Here is a 22900-nt window from a genome sequence, read left to right on the forward strand (position 1 = left end):
CGTATTCTACTGATTTCCGTTACCATGTCAAACACTTTTTTCATTTTTTTTAAAAAAATGATAACACTCTGTTTATTGCAAGCGCAGCTTGGCAATTCTACGCTTGCCCACTTGTATTATATAGGAGTGGCCAACTGGCAAGACAAGAGCAGGATCTTCAGCTTTGTCGCCATTTATCTTAACCGCGCCTTGTTTCACTAAACGAATTGACTCTGACGTACTCTGCGTTAAATTCATTTGCTTCAATATCTGCGCCAAAGATAGGGGTTCTTGCAATGTGAGAGTTTGCTCCTCCAGATCTTCTGGGATAATGCCTTTTTGAAACCGTTCAATAAATTCCCTGTGCGCATGTTCTGCTTGTGCTTGATCATGGAAACGGGCCACAATCTCTTTGGCAAAGTCAATTTTTATATCTCGCGGATTTGCCCCTTGAGCAGCGGATTTCTTTAAAGCCTGTATTTCTTTTCCAGTTTTAAAGCTTAGTAAGTCAATATATCGCCACATGAGCTCATCCGATACAGACATTATTTTCCCAAACATATCGGCGGCAGGCTCGTTAATACCTATATAATTGTCTAATGACTTGGACATTTTCTTCACCCCGTCCAGGCCTTCGATTAATGGGGTCATCATCACAACCTGCGGTTCAAGGCCATAATGTTTCTGTAATTCGCGTCCCATTAACAGATTAAATTTCTGATCTGAACCCCCAAGTTCTACATCCGCTTTCAGTGCGACTGAATCATAGCCCTGAAGAAGAGGATACAAAAACTCATGGATGGCGATGGGCTGGCCAGTGGTATAGCGTTTGTTAAAATCATCACGCTCCAGCATACGTGCCACCGTGTGGGTTGCAGCCAAACGAATCAAATCGACGGCACTGAACTGGGCAAGCCACTGGGAATTAAATGCAACACGGGTTTTAAGGGGATCTAAAATTTTAAAAACTTGCTCTTGGTATGTTTTTGCATTTTCAAGGACTGTTTCTTGACTGAGTGGTAAACGGGTGACGTTCTTCCCGGTTGGGTCGCCAATCATTGCCGTGAAATCCCCAATTAGAAAAATGACCTCATGACCGTATTGTTGGAATTGTCTGAGTTTATTTAGTAGTACAGTATGTCCTAAATGCAAATCTGGTGCGGTGGGATCAAAACCTGCTTTTATTTTTAAAGTAGTCCCTTTTTGTAATTTTTTTTCCAATTCCTGCTGTGGAAGTACTTCCTCACAGCCTCTTATTAGCTCGGCACACACTGAATCTTCAACTATCATGACATCAAAACCTTTATAAATGATTGACCTATCTTCTCACACCGAGTATCTTAGCCCGGTTGGCAATTTCCTGCCATACCTAAAGGTGATTTAAAAATAATTTGTCACCCGAAAATTTATTAAATGCAGACAATAGCATAGTTCCGGATGGCAATGTATAGGCAAACGATGGATAAGAAACCTTATATATATATCGAAAAAAGAAAAACGAATAAAAATAAAAAATCTAAGCCATCTAAGGTATTAATGGGTTTTGCCTTAATTATTGCTTTTTCTCTCCCCTATTTCCTGGTAAAGAAATTTTCACACAATACGCATCAAGTAGCCTCAACCAAAACTATCGCTTTACCTGATCTTGAGGATGAAGATTCCGAAGGCTATTCGGATGAAACATTTCAGGAAAGTACCTATCCCAATGAAAATACAGAAGAGGAAATAGCTGAAGAACCTCAGCCTGAATTGAATAAAGAGTCCGCTAAAACGATTGTGGAACATGTGGTCAAAACAGTTAAACCGGTCAAAAATATCGTCAAAGATAATGAATGGCAAACCGTTAGACCCAGATCAGGGGACTCTATGGCCACCATCTTCAAGCGCTTGGGATTGACTGCCCAAAACCTCCACCTGGTGATGCAAAAAAATCCCTATGCAAAAGCCCTTACGGCAATAAAACCAAGCCAGGAACTGAAGTTTTTAATTAATAAAAACAAGTTGGAAAAATTAGTTATTCCAATGAATAACATCCAAACCCTGACGGTATACAGGGATGGTGCAGTTTATAAAACGAAAATAGATTCCAAAAAAGTTAAAACCCAGGAACGTTATGTCACAGGAGTAGTCAAAGGCTCTTTATATGCTACAGCACAACGATTAGGTATTCCCAGGAAATTGATTCAGCAAATGACTACGATTTTACGTAAGGAAATCGATTTTTCACGTTCCATTCGCAGCGGTGATCGATTCTCAATTGCCTACGACAGTTTTTATGTGGAAAACAAAATGGTAGGCATTGGCGATATTGTTGCGGTAAGTTATACCAATCAGGGCAAAACGGCTCAGGCAGTACGACATATCAGCAGAAATGGTACTCGCGATTACTATACTCCTAAAGGTGAAAGTTTTAAAAAGGCTTTTTCACGCTATCCTATTAAGTTCAGTCATATTAGCTCAACCTTTACTACTTCCAGATATCATCCCATATTGCATTATAAAAGGGCTCATAAAGGCATAGATCTGGCTGCCCCTATCGGCACACCAATTCAATCCGTTGGAGATGGGGTTATTACTAATATAGGCAGGCACAATGGCTATGGAAATATGATTGAAGTCAAACATGATAAAACCTATAGTACGCTCTATGGCCACATGCTTCGATTTGCAAAAGGTTTGTCTAAAGGCAGCAGGATTAAACGAGGCCAGGTAATTGGTTACGTAGGTCAAACAGGTCTGGCTACAGGTCCTCATTGCCATTATGAGCTTCATGTTCATAATCAGCCAAGAAACCCGACTACAACTTATTTGCCTACTGCCTCACCTGTTCCGGCACGCGAGATGGCCCAATTTAGGGCGAAGGTACGTAATGTTTTTGCTCAGTTAAAATCACTGGAAAAAACAAATTACGCCCAGAAAGATAACAACAAAGGCAAGAAAAAATCAAAAGCAGGATAATCTATCACTGCAGATTCTACGATAATGAATATGTTTCTGTTTTTGTAGAATCTGCAACCCCTTCCATTTGTTCTCTAAGGCTCATCCGAACAAATAACGACAAACAATTACCGAGGCAATAATTCCGGCTAGATCGGCTAATAAACCTGCAGGAATTGCATGTCGTGTTCTTCGAATCCCTATTGAACCAAAATAAACGGCAATCACATAAAATGTTGTTTCTGTGCTTCCCATCATTGTTGCCGCAATTTTAGCAATAACTGAATCACCGCCATATTGATGGATTAACTCTGCCATTATTCCTGTTGCAGCACTTCCTGAAAAAGGGCGAATTAAAGCTAAAGGCAATACTTCTGGAGGCATTCCGATCATCGCCAGAAGCGGAGCCAGAAGATTTGCCATCAAACTAAAAAAACCAGAAGCGCGCAGCATGCCTATAGCCACGATCATGGCGATGAGGTAAGGAACGATACTTAAAATGGTGTCAAACCCCTGTTTGGCACCCACAATAAAGGCATCAAATACATTTATTTTTTTTACTGCACCATATAAAGGAATACCTACGATAAATATCAAAAGCATCCAATTGGATAGTTGATTGGCGAATCCACTCATAAGCTGTCTTTCCTTCCCACACGAAATAGGGGTAATTTCGCTAATTGCTTCACCGCAATAATGGCAACCAGGGTAGAAATAATGGTGGCAATTAAGGAACTGATAATCACACTACTGGGATTAGTGCTGCCATTCGCCGCCAAATAAGCAATGGCGGTAGCTGGAATTAACTGGACACTTGACGTATTAATTGCCAAAAAAGTACACATGGAGTTGGTTGCAATTTTTGCATGCTGGTTCAGGGTTTGCAGCTCTTTCATTGCTTGCAATCCGAATGGAGTTGCTGCATTGGCAAGTCCCAACATATTAGCAGCGATATTCATGGTCATGGCGCCCATAGCCGGGTGTTCGGTAGGGATATCAGGAAACAGCCTCCTTAAAATAGGTCTCAGTAACTTTCCCAATAAACCCACCAGTCCTGACTCATTGGCTATAGACATAATTCCTAGCCATAATGACATAATGCCTGCCAGCCCCAAAGCAATTTCAAAGCCAAGTTTGGCCGATTCTGTGACGGCACGAGCTACCTCATCTATACGCCCTTCAATCACCCCAACTATCACCGAAATCAGTATCATTCCTAACCAGATAAAATTCAGCATTCTTGCCTCCATACTTCAGAACAGGTTAAGATGTAGTCATTATTTGGCTTTAAATAGAAAAAACTGATGAAGTGCACATTGACTCCCTTTAAACATTTGGCGTTTATAACCTGTTTCCTTATTTCTTATTTGAGTTATGCTTTTGACTCAATTGCTACTGAAAAACAAGCTAATTCCTCAATAGAAGAACTATATCATAGAGTAAGCAGCATGCCGAATAATTCCATGGCAGATAGAATTGATTGGTTCAGTAGCCAATTTTTGGGGGTACCCTACCTTCTTGGCTCTTTAGGAGAAGGTCCCAAAGCCCGATATGATCAATTTCCAAAATACCGCGTCGATGCCTTCGATTGTGATACCTACGTTAATACGGTGTTGTCTTTAGCTGTAGCAAATTCCCTGAGCTCATTTCAGCACTGCATCAAAAATTTACGTTACAAAGAGGGGGCTGTTTCTTATCTGCAACGAAACCATTTTACCGGTTTGGATTGGAATCTGAATAATCAAAAAAATGGAATACTTAAAGACATTACCCTAACGATTAAAGATAAAAAAAACCAACCTGTAGCCCAGATTGCGGACGCAGTGATTAATAAACCCAATTGGTATGCTTATAAAACGGTCGAAACAATCAGATTAGTAAATGCCGATACAGTAAACAAAGATGAGAGACTCCAGGAATTAAAAAAGAAAGCTGCTGCATTGGAAGTCACTTCTGAAAAAGTCCCTTATCTTCCTTTTAGTGCCTTATTTATCGAAAAAGATACCCCTAATATGTATTTATTTGCGCAAATTCCCCACGGAGCAATCATCGAAATAGTGAGACCCAATTGGGATCTCAGCCAAAAAATTGGCACTGCATTGAATATTTCCCATTTAGGTTTTGCAATCAGACATAAGGGACAGCTGTATTTTCGCCAAGCTTCATCAGAATATGGCAAAGTAGTGGATGTTCCATTGGTGGAATATCTTGAAAAAGCGCAAAATAGCCCCACAATTAAAGGTATTAATGTTCAAATTGTAGTACCGACAAAACCCTTAACAGACTGCAAAATGCCTGTTTAAAACCAAACTTAGTTTGGGTACACTACTAATCAAACGCGTCTTCTGAATGATGTGTGGAGGGTAATTCTGGTTTGTTTGTAAGAATAGACCCGTTTGCGATGCCCTCACCCAGGAGACTCCAAATGCTAGGAATCATAAAAATGAATTATGGATTAACACAAAAACCCACCTTATCGGCTAGCGAATGTCTGGTGCTGGGTGTATTTTCTGATGTGGAATTATCTGCGTTTGCTCAGTCTCTGGATAAAGAGCATCAAGGTCTCATCAGCAGGTTAATCAAGAAAACATCAGAAGCAGGAGACATGCTTTGGCATCATGATCTCCATGGGGCCATTCTCATCGTTCAATGTGGCGAGCAAGGTAAATTTAATCCCTCCCAACTGAAAAAAAGAATTGCCGAGGTAACGGGAGCTCTCATTAAACACCGCATACGTAGTGCCACAATATGTTTCCCGCAAATAGCCCAATATTCCGCAGACTGGCAATTGGAACAAATGATTATTCAAATGGACAATCAATGCTATCAATTACTTGAATTTAAGAAGAAAAAGGCAAAAGCCCACCAATTGGAATCCGTCACTTTTTATTTACCTAATGCCAACACTGAAGGACTAAAACTGGGCGAAGCAATTGCAACGGGCGTTGAATTCACCCGCCACTTGGCGAATATGCCAGCCAATATCTGCACCCCTGCCTATTTAGGCGAACAAGCAATGCAGTTGGCGAAAGAATTTGCCCAAAGTATGAATTGCAAGGTAATGGGACCAGAAGAAATGCGGCAAATGGGCATGGAAACTTTATTGGCAGTCGCACAGGGTTCAGCACAACCTCCAAGACTTATAGACATCCATTATAAAGGTGCTGGGGATGCTCCCCCAATCATTTTGGTGGGAAAAGGCATCACATTTGATTCCGGTGGGTTGTCCATTAAGCCTGCCAACGCAATGGATGAAATGAAGTATGATATGTCAGGTGCTGCCAGCGTATTGGGTACTTTAAAGGCTTGTGCTTTACTGAAGCTGCCAGTCAATGTGATTGGTTTGATTGCCAGTGCTGAAAATATGGTAAGCGGCACTTCCGTCAAATCCGGGGATATTGTCACCAGCATGTCTGGACAAACTGTAGAAATTATTAATACGGATGCCGAAGGCCGCTTGGTTTTGGCTGATGCGCTAACTTATGCAGAACGCTATCAACCCGAATTTGTTATCGATGTAGCAACACTTACAGGCGGAATCATTGTTGCATTAGGAACCGTAGCATCCGGCTATATGACCCAGGATGAAGAATTAGCGAAACTGATTGAAGAGGCAGCAATGGAAAGCAATGACCGTGTCTGGCGCATGCCTTTGGATGATGAATATCAGGATGCCCTGGAGAGCCCTTTGGCCGATATGATTAATGCCGGCTTTGATCGTACTGCTAGTAGTGTCACTGCAGCGTGTTTTCTCTCCCGATTTACAGAAAAGTATCGCTGGGCACATCTGGATATTGCGGGCACCGCCTGGGTGTTCGGAAAAAATCGTAATGCTACCGGCCGTCCCGTTCCCTTATTAACCCAAATATTACGCCATGCCTCTAATTCGCGTTGATTTTTATTTATTAGCCAGCGACCAGCCCGACGCACGTTGGTTGGTTGCATGTCGTCTTCTGGAAAAAGCTTATGCCAAGGGGCATAAGGTTTATGTTTTATGCAATAATAAGCAGGATGCTGAATTGCTTGATGAACTGTTATGGACATTTAAAGAAGACAGTTTTATCCCGCATAACCTCCAAGGGGAAGGCCCTGAACCTCCTCCCCCCATCCAAATTGGATATGAGCGGGAACCGCGAGGGTTTAATGATATTTTATTGAATCTTGCCGACTATATTCCGGATTTTTACTCTAGATTTAAGCGGATCATGGAAATTGTAAACAATGTTGAAGCCGACAAAGAATTAAGCCGCGCACATTACAGGGACTATAGAGCAAAAGGTTGTGAGTTACATACTCATCACCTTGAGTTGCAATAGAACTCCATCATTGAGAGTGCAAAAACCGGTTAATCAATGTACTTATTATCCGTCATCCCGGGTGACAATCATGCTTTACCCGGGGTTTCAAAAGGGTTATAACCTGTTAATCCCAGAGGACATCTTTATCTTTTTTTATTGCAGCTTGCAATAAATTGATTAAGGGGACTGCACGATTTGCAAGACTTATTACAGGTTCATTGTCTTCATCTTCCTCCACTCCCTTCTTTTCCCCTTTAAGACCTGCCTGTAATTTTTCTAATGCTTCAGGAAGATTCTCAGCTTTTATTGCTCCTGGAATAGTCCCGCTATGGCCCATTAAGGAAAGCAGGCGTTTGGCGACATCAGCAAAATAGGTGATGTCTTCGTAAGCATCTGTATGAAATGTGATTAACATCCAAATCTCCTTTCGTAACTAATTTATCCTTCACCCGTAAACTCTTAATAAATATTCTGCCACGGTACGTAATCCCATTGCCTCTCCCCCTTCGGGTTTACCTGGCTTACTGCCTAAGTTCCAGGCCATAATATCAAAATGCAACCAGGGTATTGATTTGGTGATGAAGCGTTGAAGAAATAATCCAGCAACAATCGCCCCCGCATAAGGATGATCACTGGAGTTAGCCAAATCAGCGACATTGGAACGAAGTAACTCCTCGTATGCAGCAAAGAGCGGCAAACGCCACACAGGATCAGCGGCCTTATGAGATGCTGCAGTTACCTCGGCAGCCAAGTGGTCATTATTAGTAAATAAAGCCGCAATTTCAGTACCCACTGAAACCCTTGCCGCCCCTGTTAACGTAGCAAAATCAATCAATAAATCGGGGGAGTCTTCGCAGGCCTTTACTAAAGCATCGGCCAAAACCAAACGTCCTTCTGCATCCGTATTATGTACTTCCACTGTTAAGCCATTGCGCATGGTTAAGACATCACCTGGTCTAAATGCATCAGGTCCAATGGAGTTTTCTACAGCTGGAATGAGGACTTGCAAGCGTACCGGTAAATTACGGGTCATAATCCATTGCGCAAGACCAATTGCATGTGCTGCCCCACCCATATCTTTTTTCATTAACCGCATTCCCGAAGCCGTTTTAATATCTAGCCCGCCACTGTCAAAACATACTCCTTTGCCTACCAGGGTGATGTGCGGGGATTTTTCATCTCCCCAGGTTAATGACAACAAACGGGGTGCCGATTTAGAGGCCCGTCCCACAGCATGAATTGCAGGAAAATTATCTTTGAGCAGCTCATCGCCTATCCATTGCTTGAATTGTCCTCTATGTGTTTTTGCCAATTGTTCTACTACTTCAGCTAATTCTTTTGGGCCTAAATCGCTGGTGGGTTTATTGATTAAATCCCTTATTAAAAATTGTGCCTGGGTTAATGCCAGAAGGTCATTCAAATGATCAGGGTGAACCAATAAAACACGGGGTTTTACTTCTTGCTTTTTGTATGCTTCAAACCGATATTGCGCCAACGCCCAATTCATTGCAGCTTCCTGAGTACATTGACCTTCTACCTGATATACATCAGGAGGAAGCATCAGGGCTGCGTTTGCTAAAGCCTGGAACTGATTTCCATCACCCGTACCAATATATACTTTATCAATTAATCCATCTGCATTTTGAACGAAGCATGAATCGCCTATTTTTCCTTTAAACTGATGCAAAGCAAGGCAATTTTGTTCTGCAGAAGCCAGCATGCTTATTCTTTCTTCGCATTGATCTTGCGAAATCAAATGAAGAGGAACAGCCCTATCGCTTTGAGTTTCATAAAATAATTTTGCCTGCATTTTTTAATCCTTCACTTGACCACGAAAATGAGCTGGTCGGAGTCCGGCTACCCCCAAAACCAACAAGTAAATTACCACAGCAACCAATACATGGACGCATAATAAACTAAAACGTTTGACTGGTGAAAACGCAAGCCAGTAACTTACTGTACCACTCATCAAAATTAAATAAACACTAATTGCTGCATTCGCCAGAAACAATTGCATGCTGTATTTTAACCAGCCGGGAGAGGGTTTGAATACCCTTCTTTTAATCAGTAAAAATAATAAAGTACCGCAATTGACATAACCTGCCAATGCAGAAGCTAATGTCAAACCAGCATGGGCGAAATGCCAAACAAAGACAGAACATAGCAACGTATTAACCACCATAGAAATAGCCCCCACTTTAACCGGAGTACTGATATCTTGCCGTGCGTAAAACCCCGAAGCCAATACTTTGACCATCATAAAAGCAGGCACCCCTGCCCCTAGAGTGATTAAACTTTTTTGAGTCTGGATTACATCATAAGCAGTGAATTTACCATAGGCAAAGCAACTCGCAATCAAAGGTAAAGCAAATAAACACAACCCCAAACCTGCAGGAATCCCGATAAGTAGAATAGAACGTAGGCCCCAATCCAGGGCGCTTGAGTATTGGCTAATGCTTTGTTCAGCATGTCTTCGGGACAAGTGAGGAAGAATTACCGTTGCAATTGCCACTCCAAAAACCCCCAGGGGAAAATCAGTAAGCCGATCGGTGTAGTACAGCCACGACACACTTCCAATTTTTAAAAAAGAAGCAAAAATACTGTCAACCATCAAATTAAGTTGCGCAATAGAGACCCCAAACAAGGCTGGGATCATGAGTTTCATTACTTTATTCACTCCGGCATCATTCCTGACCAATCGAGGTTTTACCAATAAATTACGTTGGTATAAAAAAGGAATTTGGAATAGTAATTGCGCTATGCCTGCAATCAGCACACCCCAGGCCAAGCCAACTACTGGCCGTGGTAAATGGGGACATAAATAGATGGCTGCGATAATCATGCTGATATTTAACAGAACGGGGGTGAATGCAGGAATTGCAAAATACCCATAAGTATTTAATACCGCCCCAGCCATAGCTGTTAAAGAAACCAACATTAAGAAAGGAAATGTAATACGCAGCATTTCAGTGGCCAGCACCGCGCGACTGCTGTCATGACTAAATCCAGGGGCAAATAAAAAAATAATAACAGGGGCTGCAAATATGCCGATTAAAGTAACGACACTAAGAATTGAACCGAGATATCCCGCGATCCGCGCAATAAAAATGCGGACATCTCCTGGGGAACGAGTTTTTTGATATTCAGCAAGAACAGGAACAAAGGCTTGGGCAAAAGCTCCTTCGGCAAAAAGGCGGCGCATAAAATTGGGAATACGGAAGGCCACGAAAAAAGCATCCATCCCTGCTTGCGCACCAAAAAAATTGGCAAGGACCATATCCCGCATAAAGCCCACTATACGCGAAATGAAGGTCATCAACGAAACCAGTGTTGTTGAACGCAATAAACTCTGCCGCTTAGGTACCATAATCTCCGTTTCTGATGCTGACATATTTTTCATAAAAGAAATAAAATGCCTTTATGATATACCTAAATGAATTAATTTTCATAAATTTATATGCGAGGCCTGCTCTTAAAAAGATTAACAAAAATTGGGTATTGATTCCCTATTGAGCAATTGATTATGCATATAAATAGCTCATTTAGCAAGAGAGTGAACCAAATTCTGCTTTAGAAACAAAGAAGTCTATTGACAAATTCTAACTCATTGTGCATGATCACCATCTTTTTGTACCGTCTGAATGAGTGGAGATTTTTAAGTGGCAAATATTAAATCAGCGATCAAACGTGCTCGCCAAAACGTAAAATTACGTCAACACAATGCCAGTGCACGTTCTATGTTCCGCACCTACATCAAAAATGTAATTAAAGCTGTTGAATCAGGTGATAAAGAAGCCGCTCATGCTGCCTACACCAAAGCACAACCGGTTATTGATAAAGCTGCTGGAAAGGGCTTAATTCATAAGAATAAAGCTGCCCGTATTAAAAGCCGCTTGATAGCTCGTGTTAAGGCAATGACTGCTTAACCCATCTCTCAATTCATTAGCTTCGGACTGGCAAATGCCAGTTCGACTCTTCCCATACAAAGCATTTAATCATCTTATGTGTGGTAAATGCTCTATTTTTTGTAACCTTTTGCCTTCCGATTAGCCAAACCTAGACTTTACTCTAAAAAAATCCAGGAGTGACTTATTTAAAAGGTGCGGGTTTACCTACTCACCTGCAAAGTATAGATTTAAAATTCGAGGAAAACTCAGTGGTTGCCGCGATTAGTTCTCTTGCATCCAAAAGGTCATCCATTAATGTTTCATGTAAATCGAATGATTGCAGGACAGCCAGCAGATGCCTGTTTTCTTTCAAGAACTTAAGGATTTGTCCTGCAACCAGTTCATCCGTAGGATAGGGTAATAAACGCTCCAGGGCCCCTTCAATAACCTGATTTTTAATTTCAATTTCCGTTTCTAGGGTATCGACTTCTTCCAGGGAATCAGCATTCTGTAGACGTTTTTTAAAAACTTCTTCCTGGTTAACCAGTGATGCAGCAATTGGTTTCAGCTCTTTTACTTTTTGGATAAAAAGCAAAAATGCATGTTGCTGTGCAGCATCCAACCCCACCAGAGCTTCTTTTAAACTCAAGGCTTCTTTTTGAGACGCAGCTCTATTCGCATTCTCCATATCATTTAACAAAGGAACACAATTTTTAAATTGAGAATCTCCGTGCAAACGCGCCATGACTTTTGACAGTACTTCTTGATTGGCCTCCTTAAGAAGTGCAGATATGAACTGATGGGCATTTTGGGTTTCATTAATTATTTTTTGCACGCTATTATCGAATTGCTGTGTTGTGTGCGCATTGTGGAGTTCTTTTTTAAGTGACTCTAATGTTCGCCCAATATCTTCAAATTTGGATTTATTTTCAATAAAACGGTTTATGAATTGCTCAGCATTCTTGCTGCCATTCTGAAAAATTTTACTCAATTCTATTCCTCAATAGAGTTAGCAATGCATTGAAAACGATGAAAAGGACTCTCTTTTCATTACTCCTTCTTGCATGTTTCCAAAACATCAAGAAATGAATAATTCATGCCATTAAGTACCGTGTCTCATTTAACAACTTTTTCGTCTCCTTTAACAGAGGTACATGCACTTAAATTTTCTCGGACTTCCTTTGGGGAAAAGTAATCTCTTTATGTCTCTTCAATTTTTGATTTGAGAATCAAGTGCAACTGCCTTAAAATACAAAACAGTTACACTTTAATGGAATTCTAGCGAGCTGGAACCAATGCTCGTGGAGTTACATCTGCCTCCTCGTCATTCTCCAGGTAACTTCTTCCCATTATCTTACATATTTTCTTCTTCTCTTCCCTTGGCAAATAAGATACTAAAGTTTCTGGGGTATCTTCCTCACCTGAGGAGGTTTCAAAATCTTCATCAAAGGTCCAATTATCAACTATTGCCATATAAAGTGAATTTAACAATATCTTGGCGTGCTGAATTTTACCTTGTAATTTCTTTTCCTCTTTACTTCTGGGTAAGGATAATAAGAATAGGAAAGAACCATGCCATCCGTTTATTTTGGTTTCGCTTTTAGGCTCAATCTGGGCAAAGGCTTTATAACACGCAATAATCTGTTGGATTAATTCTTCCTTATGTTTTTGGTATTGCCTGGGTAAAGACGCGTTTCTAATTACCCACTCCAAACGCTGTAGCTGACTTACTAAATATTTCACTTCCTCTCGGTAGTCTTCATCAATTTCAAATAAATTAACAGTTTCCTCTGATAAAGCATCAAAATATTGAGGGGGTACACTCCAATATAATTTAACTTCTTTATCCAGTTTTTGATCCCGATAGAAAATTTCTTTGCCGGAGGCCCTGGTATGGATACGTAATGGACCTTCACTGTGGAGCAGAATGGACTCCAGCCCCTGAATCATACGGGGAAACGATGAGTTCTTAAATGGGGCAAGTTGTTCCTCCGTTAAAATCCCTTCTAAAAGGGCAACCGCCCTGGTTTTGCAGGTATTGGAATTTTTCAGGCTAGGCCCCCATAGACCAAATGATAAATGAAAATCGAAAGGTTTAAGCCGAGAGGGGCGTCCCTCAATTTTTGCTTTAATTTGTTCTATCTCAAAAATTTGTCTTGAGTAAGCCTCTTCCTTATAAACTCTTCCTTTTCGTGCTGGATCAGTCTTAAAATTTTGCCCATCACCTACAATTTCCCGAATAGCAGCCTCTTGCTCTGCAACAGCATCCGCACATCTCTTTTGCAATTGTGCAAATTGGTACTGGGTGAGTTCAAAAGTATAACCATGGAGGCCGTGCCCCAGATCCATAAAGCGCACTTCTTCGTGGATTAACATGCCATGATTACCCTGAAAATCAACATCCAGATGATTTTTAATTTTAAATTGCTCGAGCCGGCTACTTTTATCTCCAGTGCTGGTCACGCCATAAAATCCCCAGGTTTCAACCACCTCAAGTAACTGTTTGCTTTCATCCAGTTTTGATAAAAAAAATGAACCATGCCAAAAAGGATTCCCACCTACTGTGTGATCAAACACACAAAAAGTAACCGTATGCTTCATATAACTCCCCTGTTTTTAGTTTAGACATTCCATTAAAAACCAGATAAAGCACTAGTTATTTTGAGTAAAATTTATAAAATATGCAAGAATTTACCCCAAGAAACGATTTTAGATCAAAGCCCAGAAATTGAGAGAGGCAAATCATTATTCAAAGAAGGGGAGAACAGTAACTCGAACAGATAATGCTGCATGCTGCCCGAGTTACAAAGGGATGATTAACTAACTATAAATACTAACTATTCGTGATTGATTCAGTTGCTCAAAAGTCCGTTTAGCTGGCACAAAATTGGGATATTGAGTAACCAGACGCTGTAAAATCATACGAGATAAAATTTCATCCCCTTGATTCCATTCATTTAATGCATCCAGATACATAAAATCAGCAGTTTGTCCTTTGACCACCGGCGCTTGATTCATCAATACAGGTTCAATGAAACTGACGCGCGCCTGAGTTCGTGCTTCCAATCTTTGTAAGACTTGACGTGCCTGCAGGCTTCCATTATCACTTGCTTGCTGTAATAACTGTTTGCCTTTGGCAATTGAACGCTCACCTGCAGTTCCTTCCAGATAGTAGGTTCCCAACTGATATTGGGCATAGGCATTTTGACGGGCAGCCAATTTTTCATAAAAACTTGCAGCCATCTTGGGATTTTTCTCGACGCCTAAACCGTAATGGTACATTCTTGCCAATGCCAGCATTGCCTTTTCATTACCTTGATCTGCGGATTGTTGGTAATAATTGAGAGCTTCTTTGAAATCAATTTTGGTAATGATGCCCGTTTCAGACAGTAAACCTAACTGATAAAGCGCATTCGAATTGCCTAAAGATGCTGCTTTTTTATACCATACTAAGGCCTGCTGTGTATCTCTGGCTTGTCCTAATCCATTGAAATAAATTGTTCCCAGTTGATTCATTGCCTCATGAACCTGATGGGTCGCAGCTTCAACAAATAAATCTCTGGCTTTAGGATAATTAACTGGTGTACCTTTTCCGTATAAATACATGAGCGCGAGGTTATATACCCCTAATGCATCCCCTTTTGCGGCTGCCTGTTGATATGCTTTTAATGCCTGCACATAATTATCATTAACAGTTTCATCTATAAAGCCTAAAGCAACAGAAGCCTCAGGAAGCGCGGCAGCTGCTTTCTCATACCAGGTTTTAGCCAAGCTATAATCAGGCTCTCCGTTCTCGCCTAATTGATAAAACTGTCCTAATAAATACTGTGCAAGAGGGTTACCTTGTTCTGCAGAAGCAGTATACCACCGTTGCGCCTCGGCAAGATTCGGCTCAGACCCCAAGCCTTTTTCCAGCATAAAAGCCAATTTTAACTGGGCATTCTGATCCCCCCTCTCAGCCAAACCCGTATAAATTTGTTTGGCCTCCTGCATTTTTTCCGGATCAGAATTTTCTGCCAGGTAATAGTCAGCTAAAACTATGCCTGCATGACTGTTCCCTAATTTATAAGAATTAATTAAATTAGCTAAGAAGTCTTGTCCGGTTTGTTTTTGTAGCACTGCCATATTGAAATCAGCATAAGAGAATCTATCATCTACGGATTGTTGTAATTGTTCTATTCCTTTTGCCGTGTCCTTGGCAATTCCTTTTCCTTCAGCAGTATAAGTTCCCAGGATAAAATCACTCACAGCATTTTGCCCTGCTTTCTGATACCAGGTAATTGCCTGCCCACGATCAGCATTCACACCAACCCCTCGATCATAGAGAAGACCGAGCAACAAAGCTGCATTTTCATCACCGTTAGACGCCTGTTCCTTGGCGACTGAAAATGCTTGGGCTTGTCTTTGTTTATCCTGATCCATAGCATTATAAAATGCGAGCGGTAACAATGCCTGGGCAACCCCTCTATCTGCTGCACCTTGATACAATTGCCGAATCATGGCTATTTTATGTTGTCTCACATTAATACTTAAGCCACTATCATTTTGGCGAGCTAAACTGTCTGCCAACTCATATTCAGCCGGGCCATAATTATTGGCCGCAGCCAGATACAACATCGACAGGGCTTGTTCTTGGTTGGGTTGAATATATACCGTACCGTCCGGGCCTGTGATACCTTGCGAAAGAATTCTGGCCAAAACATATTGGGATTTTTTATTTCCTTTAAATGCTGCGTCAGTTAAATCATTTAAGGCAAGCTGATAATCCTGTTTATTTTTGGCATGTTGCAAGTATAAAATCCCCAGGTTGTACTCAGCTCCTAAATGCTGCTGTTGTGCGGCATTTTGATAAAAAATAATTGCCGAAGAATCACTTTGCGCCACGCCGATGCCATATTGGAACATTTGCCCTATTTGAAATTGAGATTGGGCATCACCTAATATCGCCCGAAAATACAATTGATTAAACATAGACATATAATTAAGCTGTGCTTGCCAGCCCTGAGTCCATAAGTCCATGACATTAGCTTGTGAATAATCATCATAATCATAATAATTCGCATCGATATAAGGTACAGGTAAATTTATTTGAGCATATATCGGAGTAGTTGCTCTTTCTAAAGCCGATAATTGATAATCTAAAGGATAAAGAGGATAGGTCCATTGATTCGCCTGGAACCCTGGGGTTTTGTTCAATATTGCGTCATAATAGCTTGTGATAGGAACATCATTAGGTTGCACCAATTCAAATTGGGGTTTAAAAATAGTCTGACGCATTATATTTTTCAACTGAGGTGCTTGATTGTAAGCAGAATCCCCCAATACCGCAGGATTATTCCAGGCACTTAATATCCCCTTCATCTGAAAATCTGTTTGTTCCAGTTTATCCGTAGTTCCATTACTTAACCAAAGTGCCGCCTGGGCCAGGGAAGCCTCCTGATTTTTTGCGTTTTCATCCTGATTTGCCAGGTTAATCCATTGTTGAGCCAAATTGGGATCTGCCTCTACACCTATTCCTTTTTGATACATTGCAGCTAACTCGCGTTTCCCTTGTGGCGAACCATTCTGAGCGGCTTTTAAGGTCCACATAAACGCTGTTTTTGGATCATAAACCGGACTCTTGGGTTGTAAATAAATATGCGCCAAATCCAGATAAGCCTCGTCGTTATGTTGGTTTGCGGCCTGGTTAAACCATTTCAAAGCTTGATCTTTTTGATTTTGCTCCAATGCCAATTCACCGAGACCAACCATAGCAGGAGCAAAACCTTGTTCAGCTGCCTTTTTTAATAATTCTTCAGCTTTCCTTTCATCTTTTTCAACCAGCTTCCCTTCCAGATAAAGTTCTCCCAGGCGGGTAATTGCTTGCGGGTTACCGTTGGCGACAGATTTGTTAAGCCAAATAAGGCCCAATTTGCGATTGGAGGCGTTTCGGCTGTCAATAAAGTTTTCCGCAAGGGTAAATTGTGCAATTGAATTCCCATTTTTTGCCGCATTAATGTAATAACGGGTCGCTGCATCTGCATTTCGCTTCACACCAACCCCATATTTGTATGCCGCTGCAGTAAACATTTGTGCATCCACATCCCCAGCATCTGCTGCTTTTTTAAACCATGCAAAAGCCTGTTGCGGATCCTTATCATGCAAAAGAGTATATCTGGCTATAAGTTGGATGGCAGGGAGATATCCTTTTTGTGCCGATTGAGTGAAATAACGTATTGCCAATTGATTGTTCTTGAGTTGACCATACCCATAAAGGTAAATTCGCCCTAAGTAGTAATCAGCAACCGCACTCTTTCCCGACTGATTCATTAAAGGCTCTATGGATTTGTTATAATTCCCCAATCGATAGGCACTGAAATCATCAGCAAAAACGTGTTGACTGGCTGATGCGACAAGTAAACATACCCAAGGTACTAGCGATTTCATGAAGATTCTCCCTCTTTACACGGCAATTAAACCTGAACTTTATATTATTTATTTTTAAGAATATTTTCAGATTTATACCCCCGGTATAATGCCATAATGCACTACCTCATTAACTGCCCCGTTTCGTGTAGTGCCATCAACTATCCAATAATTGCCCTTATTATTTAAACCGAATTTAACATTGACATATTCACATACTTTTATCGTATCAGCACAATCAATAATTTTTCCATAGGATGTTTTACCATCCCCCAAAGTACATATAAATTTGACCAACGGTTCTCCTGTTGCCAATGCCGCCCATTGTCGACCACCTATAGAGTGGTTGTAGCGGGTGGTATACTGGCTGTCTTCATCTCGCATTTGATACAAACTCACTGTTTGCGGCAATTTGTTAAAGAAAAAATATAAGGATTGCAAGGCCCCTTCTTTTCCAGGATAAAGTGACAATACTTTTAAACTCTCCTGAAAACCGACCGGTCTGCACCCAATTGGAAAGCGGGCTTCTTCTTTTTCTGCTTTTGCCTGCATTTCATTAGGATCCAGTTTTTTAGATTTGGCTGCATTAAGGGGTGTAGCAATGAACCCTAAGACCAACATGAATGAAATCGTAGTGATTTTTTTTATGTTATTCATAGTATTTCTCACTCACTGTCATTTATTGGACGAACAATTATTGTTGTTCCCATAAAATTGTTGCGTTCACTGGATAACTCAACAAACTGCTGATTTAACCATTTCGCATCCTGAACAAACATTCGGACGCATCCATGGCTTGCCCTTACTCCCGGAATATCATCGGAGCCATGCAATGCGAAGCCTTTATGAAAAAACATGCAGAAAGGCATTTTTGCCCCCCCTTTTCCTATCGGGAACACATCCGAAACGCATTTTTCATTCTCTTTACTAAAAACTCGATAAATCCCGGTAAGCGTGCGACATGAACGATTGGAATCGGAACAGCGGTCTCGCCCAGAGGATATAGGCCCCCATAAAACCAAATTACCTTCAGCATCATAAGCCCCGAAAGCTAATTTATCCTGATCGACGACAATTTGTTTCTGGTGTTCATTGGCAATTTTTAACGGGAAAGGAGATACATCAAAAACAGTGAGATAAGGCAGATTTTTTGGAACAGCAATAATCTTGCCAGCCCATAAGGGATTGTAAGTGCGATTGACTCTCTGCACGATATCCCGTTGTTTTTCATCCGGAAATAAAGTCGTCCAACTTTGTCCCGGCTCGACTTTAATGCAATCGTATTGCGGATATCCGCATAATCCAGTGCCATAAAAAGCTGCATGCGCAATGGAAACCATAAGCATCATTAATGCAGTTGAAAGTAATTTATACATATGCCCCCCTCTCACCTTACTTATTATTTTTACATGCAAGATTTGTGCTTAAATATCAATTTTTTTTAATTATTATTCGAGCATATCTAAAATAAGTTTAGTACGAATATCTGAGTTTTTGCCAGGTTTATAAATAATATTCTGGAGGGATTAATGAATATCCTGAGTGCAGCCTGGTTAGACATGAGTCCAGCTGGGCTTTTACCGGTTTTCACCATGAAAAAATTGAAAAATGCGCTTTGCCAATTGTTCGCTGATGCCTGGTACTTTGGCAATTTCTTCTATGGGAGCTTTAGCAAGCTCTCGAATTCCTCCAAAACGATGCAGCAAAGCTTGCCTGCGTTTTGCTCCAACCCCTTCAATATCCTCAAGCGTAGAATCCAGTCGCCTTTTTTGTCTTTTTTTACGATGGGCGGTAATGGCAAATCGGTGTGCTTCATCCCGAATATGCTGGAGCAGATGCAACGCCTTGGAGTCGTCAGGTAAAGTCAATTCACGTGCTTCATGAATTAAAATCAACTTTTCCCATCCCGCTTTTCGTGAGGGTCCTTTGGCAACGCCCAACAAAGTCACTGTTGAAATCCCAAGCCGCTCTAGAACTTTCTGAGCCACAGCTACCTGTCCCTTGCCTCCGTCAATAATTAACAGATCAGGCAAGGATTGAATTTCTATCAGGCGTTTAAAACGACGGGTAATTGACTGTTCCATAGCCGCGTAATCATCTCCAGGTGTGATACCTTCAATGTTAAATCGACGGTATTCGCCAGTGGACGGTCCTTCCTGATCAAAAACGACACAAGATGCCACTGTAGCCTCACCCTGGGTATGGCTGATATCAAAGCACTCCATTCGTTCAATGGGTTTTTTCAATCCGAGAAAATGTTCCAGTTCCTGGAATCGTGATCTCATTGTCGAGTGTTTTGTAACATATTCGGCTACCGAAACCCTTAGGTTATTGAGGGAAAAATCCATCCAACGCGATTTTATGCCCCGAGGATTTACCTGAATTTTACACATCTTCCCGCGTTGTTCGGATAATATTTCCTCCAATGATTGGTGATCCACCAATTCATGGTTGGTAATGATTAAGGCAGGAATTTTCTCCGGACTATCCAAATAATAAAACCCGACAAAAGCATCAAAAGTTTGTTGCCACAAATCCTCCAGGTCGAGTTCATCCTCCAACCCTTTTTGCGGTACTGAAGGAAAATAACTATGGCTTGCCAATACTTGTCCTTCACGTATGGTTACACACTGAACGCACGCAAAACCAGGATTTACTTCAATAGCAATCGCATCTGCGTCCCCACGTAACTGTAAAACACCTTGTTGCTCTTGTACCAAGCGCAAACTTTTAATCTGGTCCCGCAAAAGTGCTGCTTCCTCAAAATTCAATTCACTTACAGCTTTGTCTATGCGCTTGGCCAATTCATCGAGAATCTGTTGAGACTTTCCTTGCAAGAATCGCATGGCATCTTGTACAGAACGCTTGTAATTTTCCGGAGTTATGTAATTGACACACGGAGCGGTACAACGTTTGATTTGATATTGTAAACAGGGTCTTGAACGAGCATTAAAATAGCTGTCTCTACAATTACGTAGTTTAAAGACCTTTTGAATGGTTACAATGGTTTCCTTTACCGCAGCACTACTTGGATAGGGTCCAAAAAAATCGCCTGAAAGAGGTTTTTTTTTGGAACGATAGCTTTCTATGCGGGGAAATTCCGGATGATTGCAAATATGAATGTAAGGATAAGATTTATCATCGCGCAATAAAACATTGTATTTGGGTTTTAATGTTTTAATCAGATTGCTTTCCAGTAATAAAGCCTCTGTTTCACTGCGGGTCACAGAGATTTTTATAGAAGCAATTTGACTTACCAGTGACCGTGTTTTTATGCCGGTATTTTGTTTATTAAAATAGCTCGTAACTCTTTTTTTTAGATTGGAAGCTTTGCCTACATACAGGAGATTACCTGTTTCATCCAACATACGATAAACGCCGGGTTCATTAGGTAACTTGGTGAGGAATGAGGCTAATTCAGTAGAAATATTCATGTAATAATAATAACAATAATCTGATTGGTTACTCGAAGTGTTAAGCCTGGGTGCAGCGCAAATTGGCGGATGCAAGCTTAATGCGAATTTTTATTGCCAGACTCCATTGCGTTGCCTCAAAACTACAAAAACTTAATCTTCTGATGCCAAATCGATAGGATTTTCTATAATTCCATGCTTCAAAGCCAAATAGGTAAGCTCGACATCATTTTTAATACCTAATTTTTCAAAGGTGCGGTAACGATAGCCATTAATTGTTTTCGTACTCAGGAAAAGACGGTCGCTAATTTCCTGAACATTCATGCCAGTAGTAATCATCAACATCACTTGCATCTCACGTTCAGATAATAAATCAAAAGGCGAACCTTGTACTTCTTCCAGACTATTAATCGCCATTTTCTGAGCAATCTCAGCACTGAGATACCTCTCCCCTTTGGCAACTTTACGAATCGCAGCCGCCATTTCTTCGGCACCTGATTCTTTGGTCAGATAACCCATAGCTCCCAATTGCAGGACACGTGTAGGCAACACATCAGAACACATTGCGGTTACAGCAATTACTTTAACATGCGGATTTGATTTTTTTAGACGACGTGTTACTTCCCAGCCATCAATTCCAGGCATTTTCATATCTAAAAGGACCACGTCGGGAGAATGTTTTTTTACCAGTGCCAAAGCTTGTTCACCACTTTCGGCATCAGCAACTACTTCTACATCCGACATATCTTCAAGTAATCGTCGAATCCCCATTCGAACCAATGCATGGTCATCAACAATTAATACTTTAATCAAAAAATGCTCCTTGACTTAAGACCAGCCAATGAACAAACAAGTTTCTCGATGTTAGCAAGACTCGCTGTTCTTTACAATATATACCTTTTCCAAATAAGTTATAAGAAGTTAAAGCTGTGATTTGTCGTCAGGTCCTAATTAAACTCCATTTGAAGCTGTACTTCCTTCTGATGCGCCTGATAACAAATTAAGGCTGTTAAAAATTCATAACTTCTCCCAAAAGTATAGATTAACAGGCTCGAATATGGATGTTAGGGTTATTCGCATCCACTTTAAAAAATGGGGGAAACTCTCCTAATTCGCGGGTTCGGGCCAACAGTTTATTTATATCCGATAAAACAAAATCGTATAAAACCTGATAATCATTGATTACGAAATAAACCGGTTGCAGCATATCGATACGATAAGGCATACGGAATGCTGCTATTGGTTCAAAAACTATTCGGATTGGGATATCGCTTTCAACGCTGTATACTGTTTCGCTAATCGAAGATAATATTCCCCCACCATAAGCGCGCAAACCATTGGCGTTTTTAATTAAACCGAACTCTACAGTAAACCAAAACATCCGTTGCAGTAAGGGCCAGTCAGACTCAGGGAAGGTTAGAACCTTCCGGGCATAATCGTAAACAAATTCCGCGTAGACCTTGTCGGTTAGCATGGGACAATGGCCAAAAACCTCATGAAAAATATCAGGCTCTTTGACATAATTTAATTCTTCTTCATTACGAATAAAGGTAGCTACCGGAAAATGCTTTGTTGCCAATAATTCAAAAAATTCGCGAGCAGAAATTAATGCAGCAACTGCAGACACTTGCCATCCAGTTTCTGCTTTAAGCCGTTCATTCAGGTCGGGAATTTGCGGGATTTCCCTTGAAGTAATGCCTAGAGTTTTTATCCCTGTTATAAATTCATCACAAGCTCTTCCTGGTAATAATTTTATTTGTCTTTCAAATAAAGTACTCCACACAGAATTTTCTTTTTCAGAATAATTAACAAAGCCTTGAGCGTCAGGAACGTGCGCTACATAACGGCTTGAAAATTCCATAATTTCTCCTTCACATACAAATAATCGTAAAAAGCGATGGCAAGATATATAGGTTATCTTAAAAAAAACCACCTTTTTTAGTTATTAGGCAATTTGAGGATAAATGTCAATAACTATTAC

General features: G+C 40.8%; 19 protein-coding genes. 5 read left to right on the plus strand and 14 right to left on the minus strand.

Annotation, left to right across the window (positions count from 1 at the left end):
* Positions 1-72 precede the first annotated feature (72 nt).
* Positions 73-1269 carry a tyrosine--tRNA ligase gene (gene tyrS / locus KYQ_RS12290; protein WP_010654562.1) on the minus strand — a complete coding sequence of 399 codons (1197 nt, stop codon included), beginning with the start codon at positions 1267-1269 and terminating at the stop codon, positions 73-75.
* Between the two features lie 168 nt (positions 1270-1437).
* On the opposite strand from tyrS, the gene KYQ_RS12295 reads away from it, so the two are divergent.
* Positions 1438-2937, plus strand: coding sequence for a M23 family metallopeptidase (locus KYQ_RS12295; protein ID WP_010654563.1), 1500 nt, complete (start codon positions 1438-1440; stop codon positions 2935-2937).
* Positions 2938-3018: 81 nt separating this feature from the next.
* On the opposite strand, the gene KYQ_RS12300 is transcribed toward KYQ_RS12295, so the two are convergent.
* Both KYQ_RS12300 and KYQ_RS12305 read right to left on the minus strand, forming a co-directional pair.
* Entirely contained in the window at positions 3019-3552 is a 534-nt protein-coding gene (locus tag KYQ_RS12300) for a spore maturation protein (protein WP_010654564.1), read from the minus strand.
* Positions 3549-4154, minus strand: a complete 606-nt coding sequence (locus KYQ_RS12305; protein ID WP_010654565.1) for a nucleoside recognition domain-containing protein — start codon at positions 4152-4154, stop codon at positions 3549-3551. The genes KYQ_RS12300 and KYQ_RS12305 overlap by 4 nt, the downstream gene beginning before the upstream one ends.
* 66 nt (positions 4155-4220) lie before the next feature.
* Between KYQ_RS12305 and KYQ_RS12310 the strand changes: the two genes are divergently transcribed.
* The 3 genes from KYQ_RS12310 to KYQ_RS12320 all read left to right on the plus strand — a co-directional run bounded on the left by KYQ_RS12310 (position 4221) and on the right by KYQ_RS12320 (position 7232).
* Positions 4221-5219, plus strand: coding sequence for an N-acetylmuramoyl-L-alanine amidase-like domain-containing protein (locus KYQ_RS12310; RefSeq protein WP_010654566.1), 999 nt, complete (start codon positions 4221-4223; stop codon positions 5217-5219).
* A 140-nt stretch (positions 5220-5359) separates the two neighbouring features.
* Entirely contained in the window at positions 5360-6811 is a 1452-nt protein-coding gene (locus KYQ_RS12315; RefSeq protein ID WP_029489048.1) for a leucyl aminopeptidase, read from the plus strand.
* Complete coding sequence (locus tag KYQ_RS12320) at positions 6792-7232, plus strand: DNA polymerase III subunit chi (RefSeq protein WP_010654568.1); 441 nt, start codon at positions 6792-6794, stop codon at positions 7230-7232. The genes KYQ_RS12315 and KYQ_RS12320 overlap by 20 nt, the downstream gene beginning before the upstream one ends.
* 106 nt (positions 7233-7338) lie before the next feature.
* Here KYQ_RS12320 and KYQ_RS12325 read toward each other — a convergent pair whose 3' ends face one another.
* Genes KYQ_RS12325 through murJ form a run of 3 tightly spaced genes read right to left on the minus strand, consistent with a single transcriptional unit; the run spans position 7339 to position 10614 of the window.
* Positions 7339-7629: a DUF1840 domain-containing protein gene (locus KYQ_RS12325; RefSeq protein ID WP_010654569.1), complete on the minus strand. Its 291-nt coding sequence runs from the start codon at positions 7627-7629 to the stop codon at positions 7339-7341.
* Between the two features lie 30 nt (positions 7630-7659).
* On the minus strand, positions 7660-9024 hold the full coding sequence (locus tag KYQ_RS12330) for a leucyl aminopeptidase family protein (RefSeq protein WP_010654570.1): 1365 nt from the start codon (positions 9022-9024) through the stop codon (positions 7660-7662).
* Positions 9025-9027: 3 nt separating this feature from the next.
* The gene (gene murJ / locus KYQ_RS12335) at positions 9028-10614 is read right to left on the minus strand and encodes a murein biosynthesis integral membrane protein MurJ (RefSeq protein ID WP_010654571.1); all 1587 of its coding nucleotides are present in this window, start codon (positions 10612-10614) and stop codon (positions 9028-9030) included.
* 259 nt (positions 10615-10873) lie between these two features.
* On the opposite strand from murJ, the gene rpsT reads away from it, so the two are divergent.
* On the plus strand, positions 10874-11140 hold the full coding sequence (rpsT, locus tag KYQ_RS12340) for a 30S ribosomal protein S20 (protein WP_010654572.1): 267 nt from the start codon (positions 10874-10876) through the stop codon (positions 11138-11140).
* Positions 11141-11330: 190 nt separating this feature from the next.
* On the opposite strand, the gene KYQ_RS12345 is transcribed toward rpsT, so the two are convergent.
* From KYQ_RS12345 to phhA, 8 genes are all read right to left on the minus strand, one after another.
* Positions 11331-12092: a hypothetical protein gene (locus KYQ_RS12345; RefSeq protein ID WP_019350142.1), complete on the minus strand. Its 762-nt coding sequence runs from the start codon at positions 12090-12092 to the stop codon at positions 11331-11333.
* A 287-nt stretch (positions 12093-12379) separates the two neighbouring features.
* Positions 12380-13702 (minus strand): hypothetical protein, encoded by a 1323-nt coding sequence (locus KYQ_RS12350; protein ID WP_019350143.1) that lies wholly within the window; start codon positions 13700-13702, stop codon positions 12380-12382.
* A 219-nt stretch (positions 13703-13921) separates the two neighbouring features.
* Positions 13922-17527: an SEL1-like repeat protein gene (locus tag KYQ_RS12355; RefSeq protein WP_019350144.1), complete on the minus strand. Its 3606-nt coding sequence runs from the start codon at positions 17525-17527 to the stop codon at positions 13922-13924.
* Positions 17528-17599: 72 nt separating this feature from the next.
* Complete coding sequence (locus KYQ_RS12360; protein ID WP_010654576.1) at positions 17600-18163, minus strand: hypothetical protein; 564 nt, start codon at positions 18161-18163, stop codon at positions 17600-17602.
* 8 nt (positions 18164-18171) lie between these two features.
* Positions 18172-18882 carry a L,D-transpeptidase gene (locus KYQ_RS12365; protein ID WP_010654577.1) on the minus strand — a complete coding sequence of 237 codons (711 nt, stop codon included), beginning with the start codon at positions 18880-18882 and terminating at the stop codon, positions 18172-18174.
* 201 nt (positions 18883-19083) lie between these two features.
* The gene (gene uvrC, locus KYQ_RS12370; protein WP_010654578.1) at positions 19084-20940 is read right to left on the minus strand and encodes an excinuclease ABC subunit UvrC; all 1857 of its coding nucleotides are present in this window, start codon (positions 20938-20940) and stop codon (positions 19084-19086) included.
* Positions 20941-21072: 132 nt separating this feature from the next.
* The gene (gene letA, locus KYQ_RS12375; protein WP_010654579.1) at positions 21073-21732 is read right to left on the minus strand and encodes a two-component system response regulator LetA; all 660 of its coding nucleotides are present in this window, start codon (positions 21730-21732) and stop codon (positions 21073-21075) included.
* 229 nt (positions 21733-21961) lie between these two features.
* A complete protein-coding gene (phhA, locus tag KYQ_RS12380; protein ID WP_010654580.1) occupies positions 21962-22780 on the minus strand; it encodes a phenylalanine 4-monooxygenase in 819 nt (272 codons plus the stop codon).
* Between the last annotated feature and the right edge of the window lie 120 nt (positions 22781-22900).

It is taken from the genome of Fluoribacter dumoffii NY 23, assembly GCF_000236165.1.
In the GTDB taxonomy this organism is placed as follows: domain Bacteria; phylum Pseudomonadota; class Gammaproteobacteria; order Legionellales; family Legionellaceae; genus Legionella; species Legionella dumoffii.

Coding starts and splice junctions, on each gene's coding strand:
- KYQ_RS12310 (WP_010654566.1), top strand. CDS start 4,221: ATGAAGTGCACATTGACTCCCTTTAAACATTTGGCGTTTATAACCTGT.
- phhA (WP_010654580.1), bottom strand. CDS start 22,780: ATGGAATTTTCAAGCCGTTATGTAGCGCACGTTCCTGACGCTCAAGGC.
- KYQ_RS12320 (WP_010654568.1), top strand. CDS start 6,792: ATGCCTCTAATTCGCGTTGATTTTTATTTATTAGCCAGCGACCAGCCC.
- KYQ_RS12325 (WP_010654569.1), bottom strand. CDS start 7,629: ATGTTAATCACATTTCATACAGATGCTTACGAAGACATCACCTATTTT.
- KYQ_RS12355 (WP_019350144.1), bottom strand. CDS start 17,527: ATGAAATCGCTAGTACCTTGGGTATGTTTACTTGTCGCATCAGCCAGT.
- murJ (WP_010654571.1), bottom strand. CDS start 10,614: ATGAAAAATATGTCAGCATCAGAAACGGAGATTATGGTACCTAAGCGG.
- uvrC (WP_010654578.1), bottom strand. CDS start 20,940: ATGAATATTTCTACTGAATTAGCCTCATTCCTCACCAAGTTACCTAAT.
- KYQ_RS12360 (WP_010654576.1), bottom strand. CDS start 18,163: ATGAATAACATAAAAAAAATCACTACGATTTCATTCATGTTGGTCTTA.
- KYQ_RS12350 (WP_019350143.1), bottom strand. CDS start 13,702: ATGAAGCATACGGTTACTTTTTGTGTGTTTGATCACACAGTAGGTGGG.
- KYQ_RS12365 (WP_010654577.1), bottom strand. CDS start 18,882: ATGTATAAATTACTTTCAACTGCATTAATGATGCTTATGGTTTCCATT.
- KYQ_RS12295 (WP_010654563.1), top strand. CDS start 1,438: ATGGATAAGAAACCTTATATATATATCGAAAAAAGAAAAACGAATAAA.
- KYQ_RS12305 (WP_010654565.1), bottom strand. CDS start 4,154: ATGCTGAATTTTATCTGGTTAGGAATGATACTGATTTCGGTGATAGTT.
- KYQ_RS12315 (WP_029489048.1), top strand. CDS start 5,360: ATGAATTATGGATTAACACAAAAACCCACCTTATCGGCTAGCGAATGT.
- KYQ_RS12300 (WP_010654564.1), bottom strand. CDS start 3,552: ATGAGTGGATTCGCCAATCAACTATCCAATTGGATGCTTTTGATATTT.
- tyrS (WP_010654562.1), bottom strand. CDS start 1,269: ATGATAGTTGAAGATTCAGTGTGTGCCGAGCTAATAAGAGGCTGTGAG.
- KYQ_RS12330 (WP_010654570.1), bottom strand. CDS start 9,024: ATGCAGGCAAAATTATTTTATGAAACTCAAAGCGATAGGGCTGTTCCT.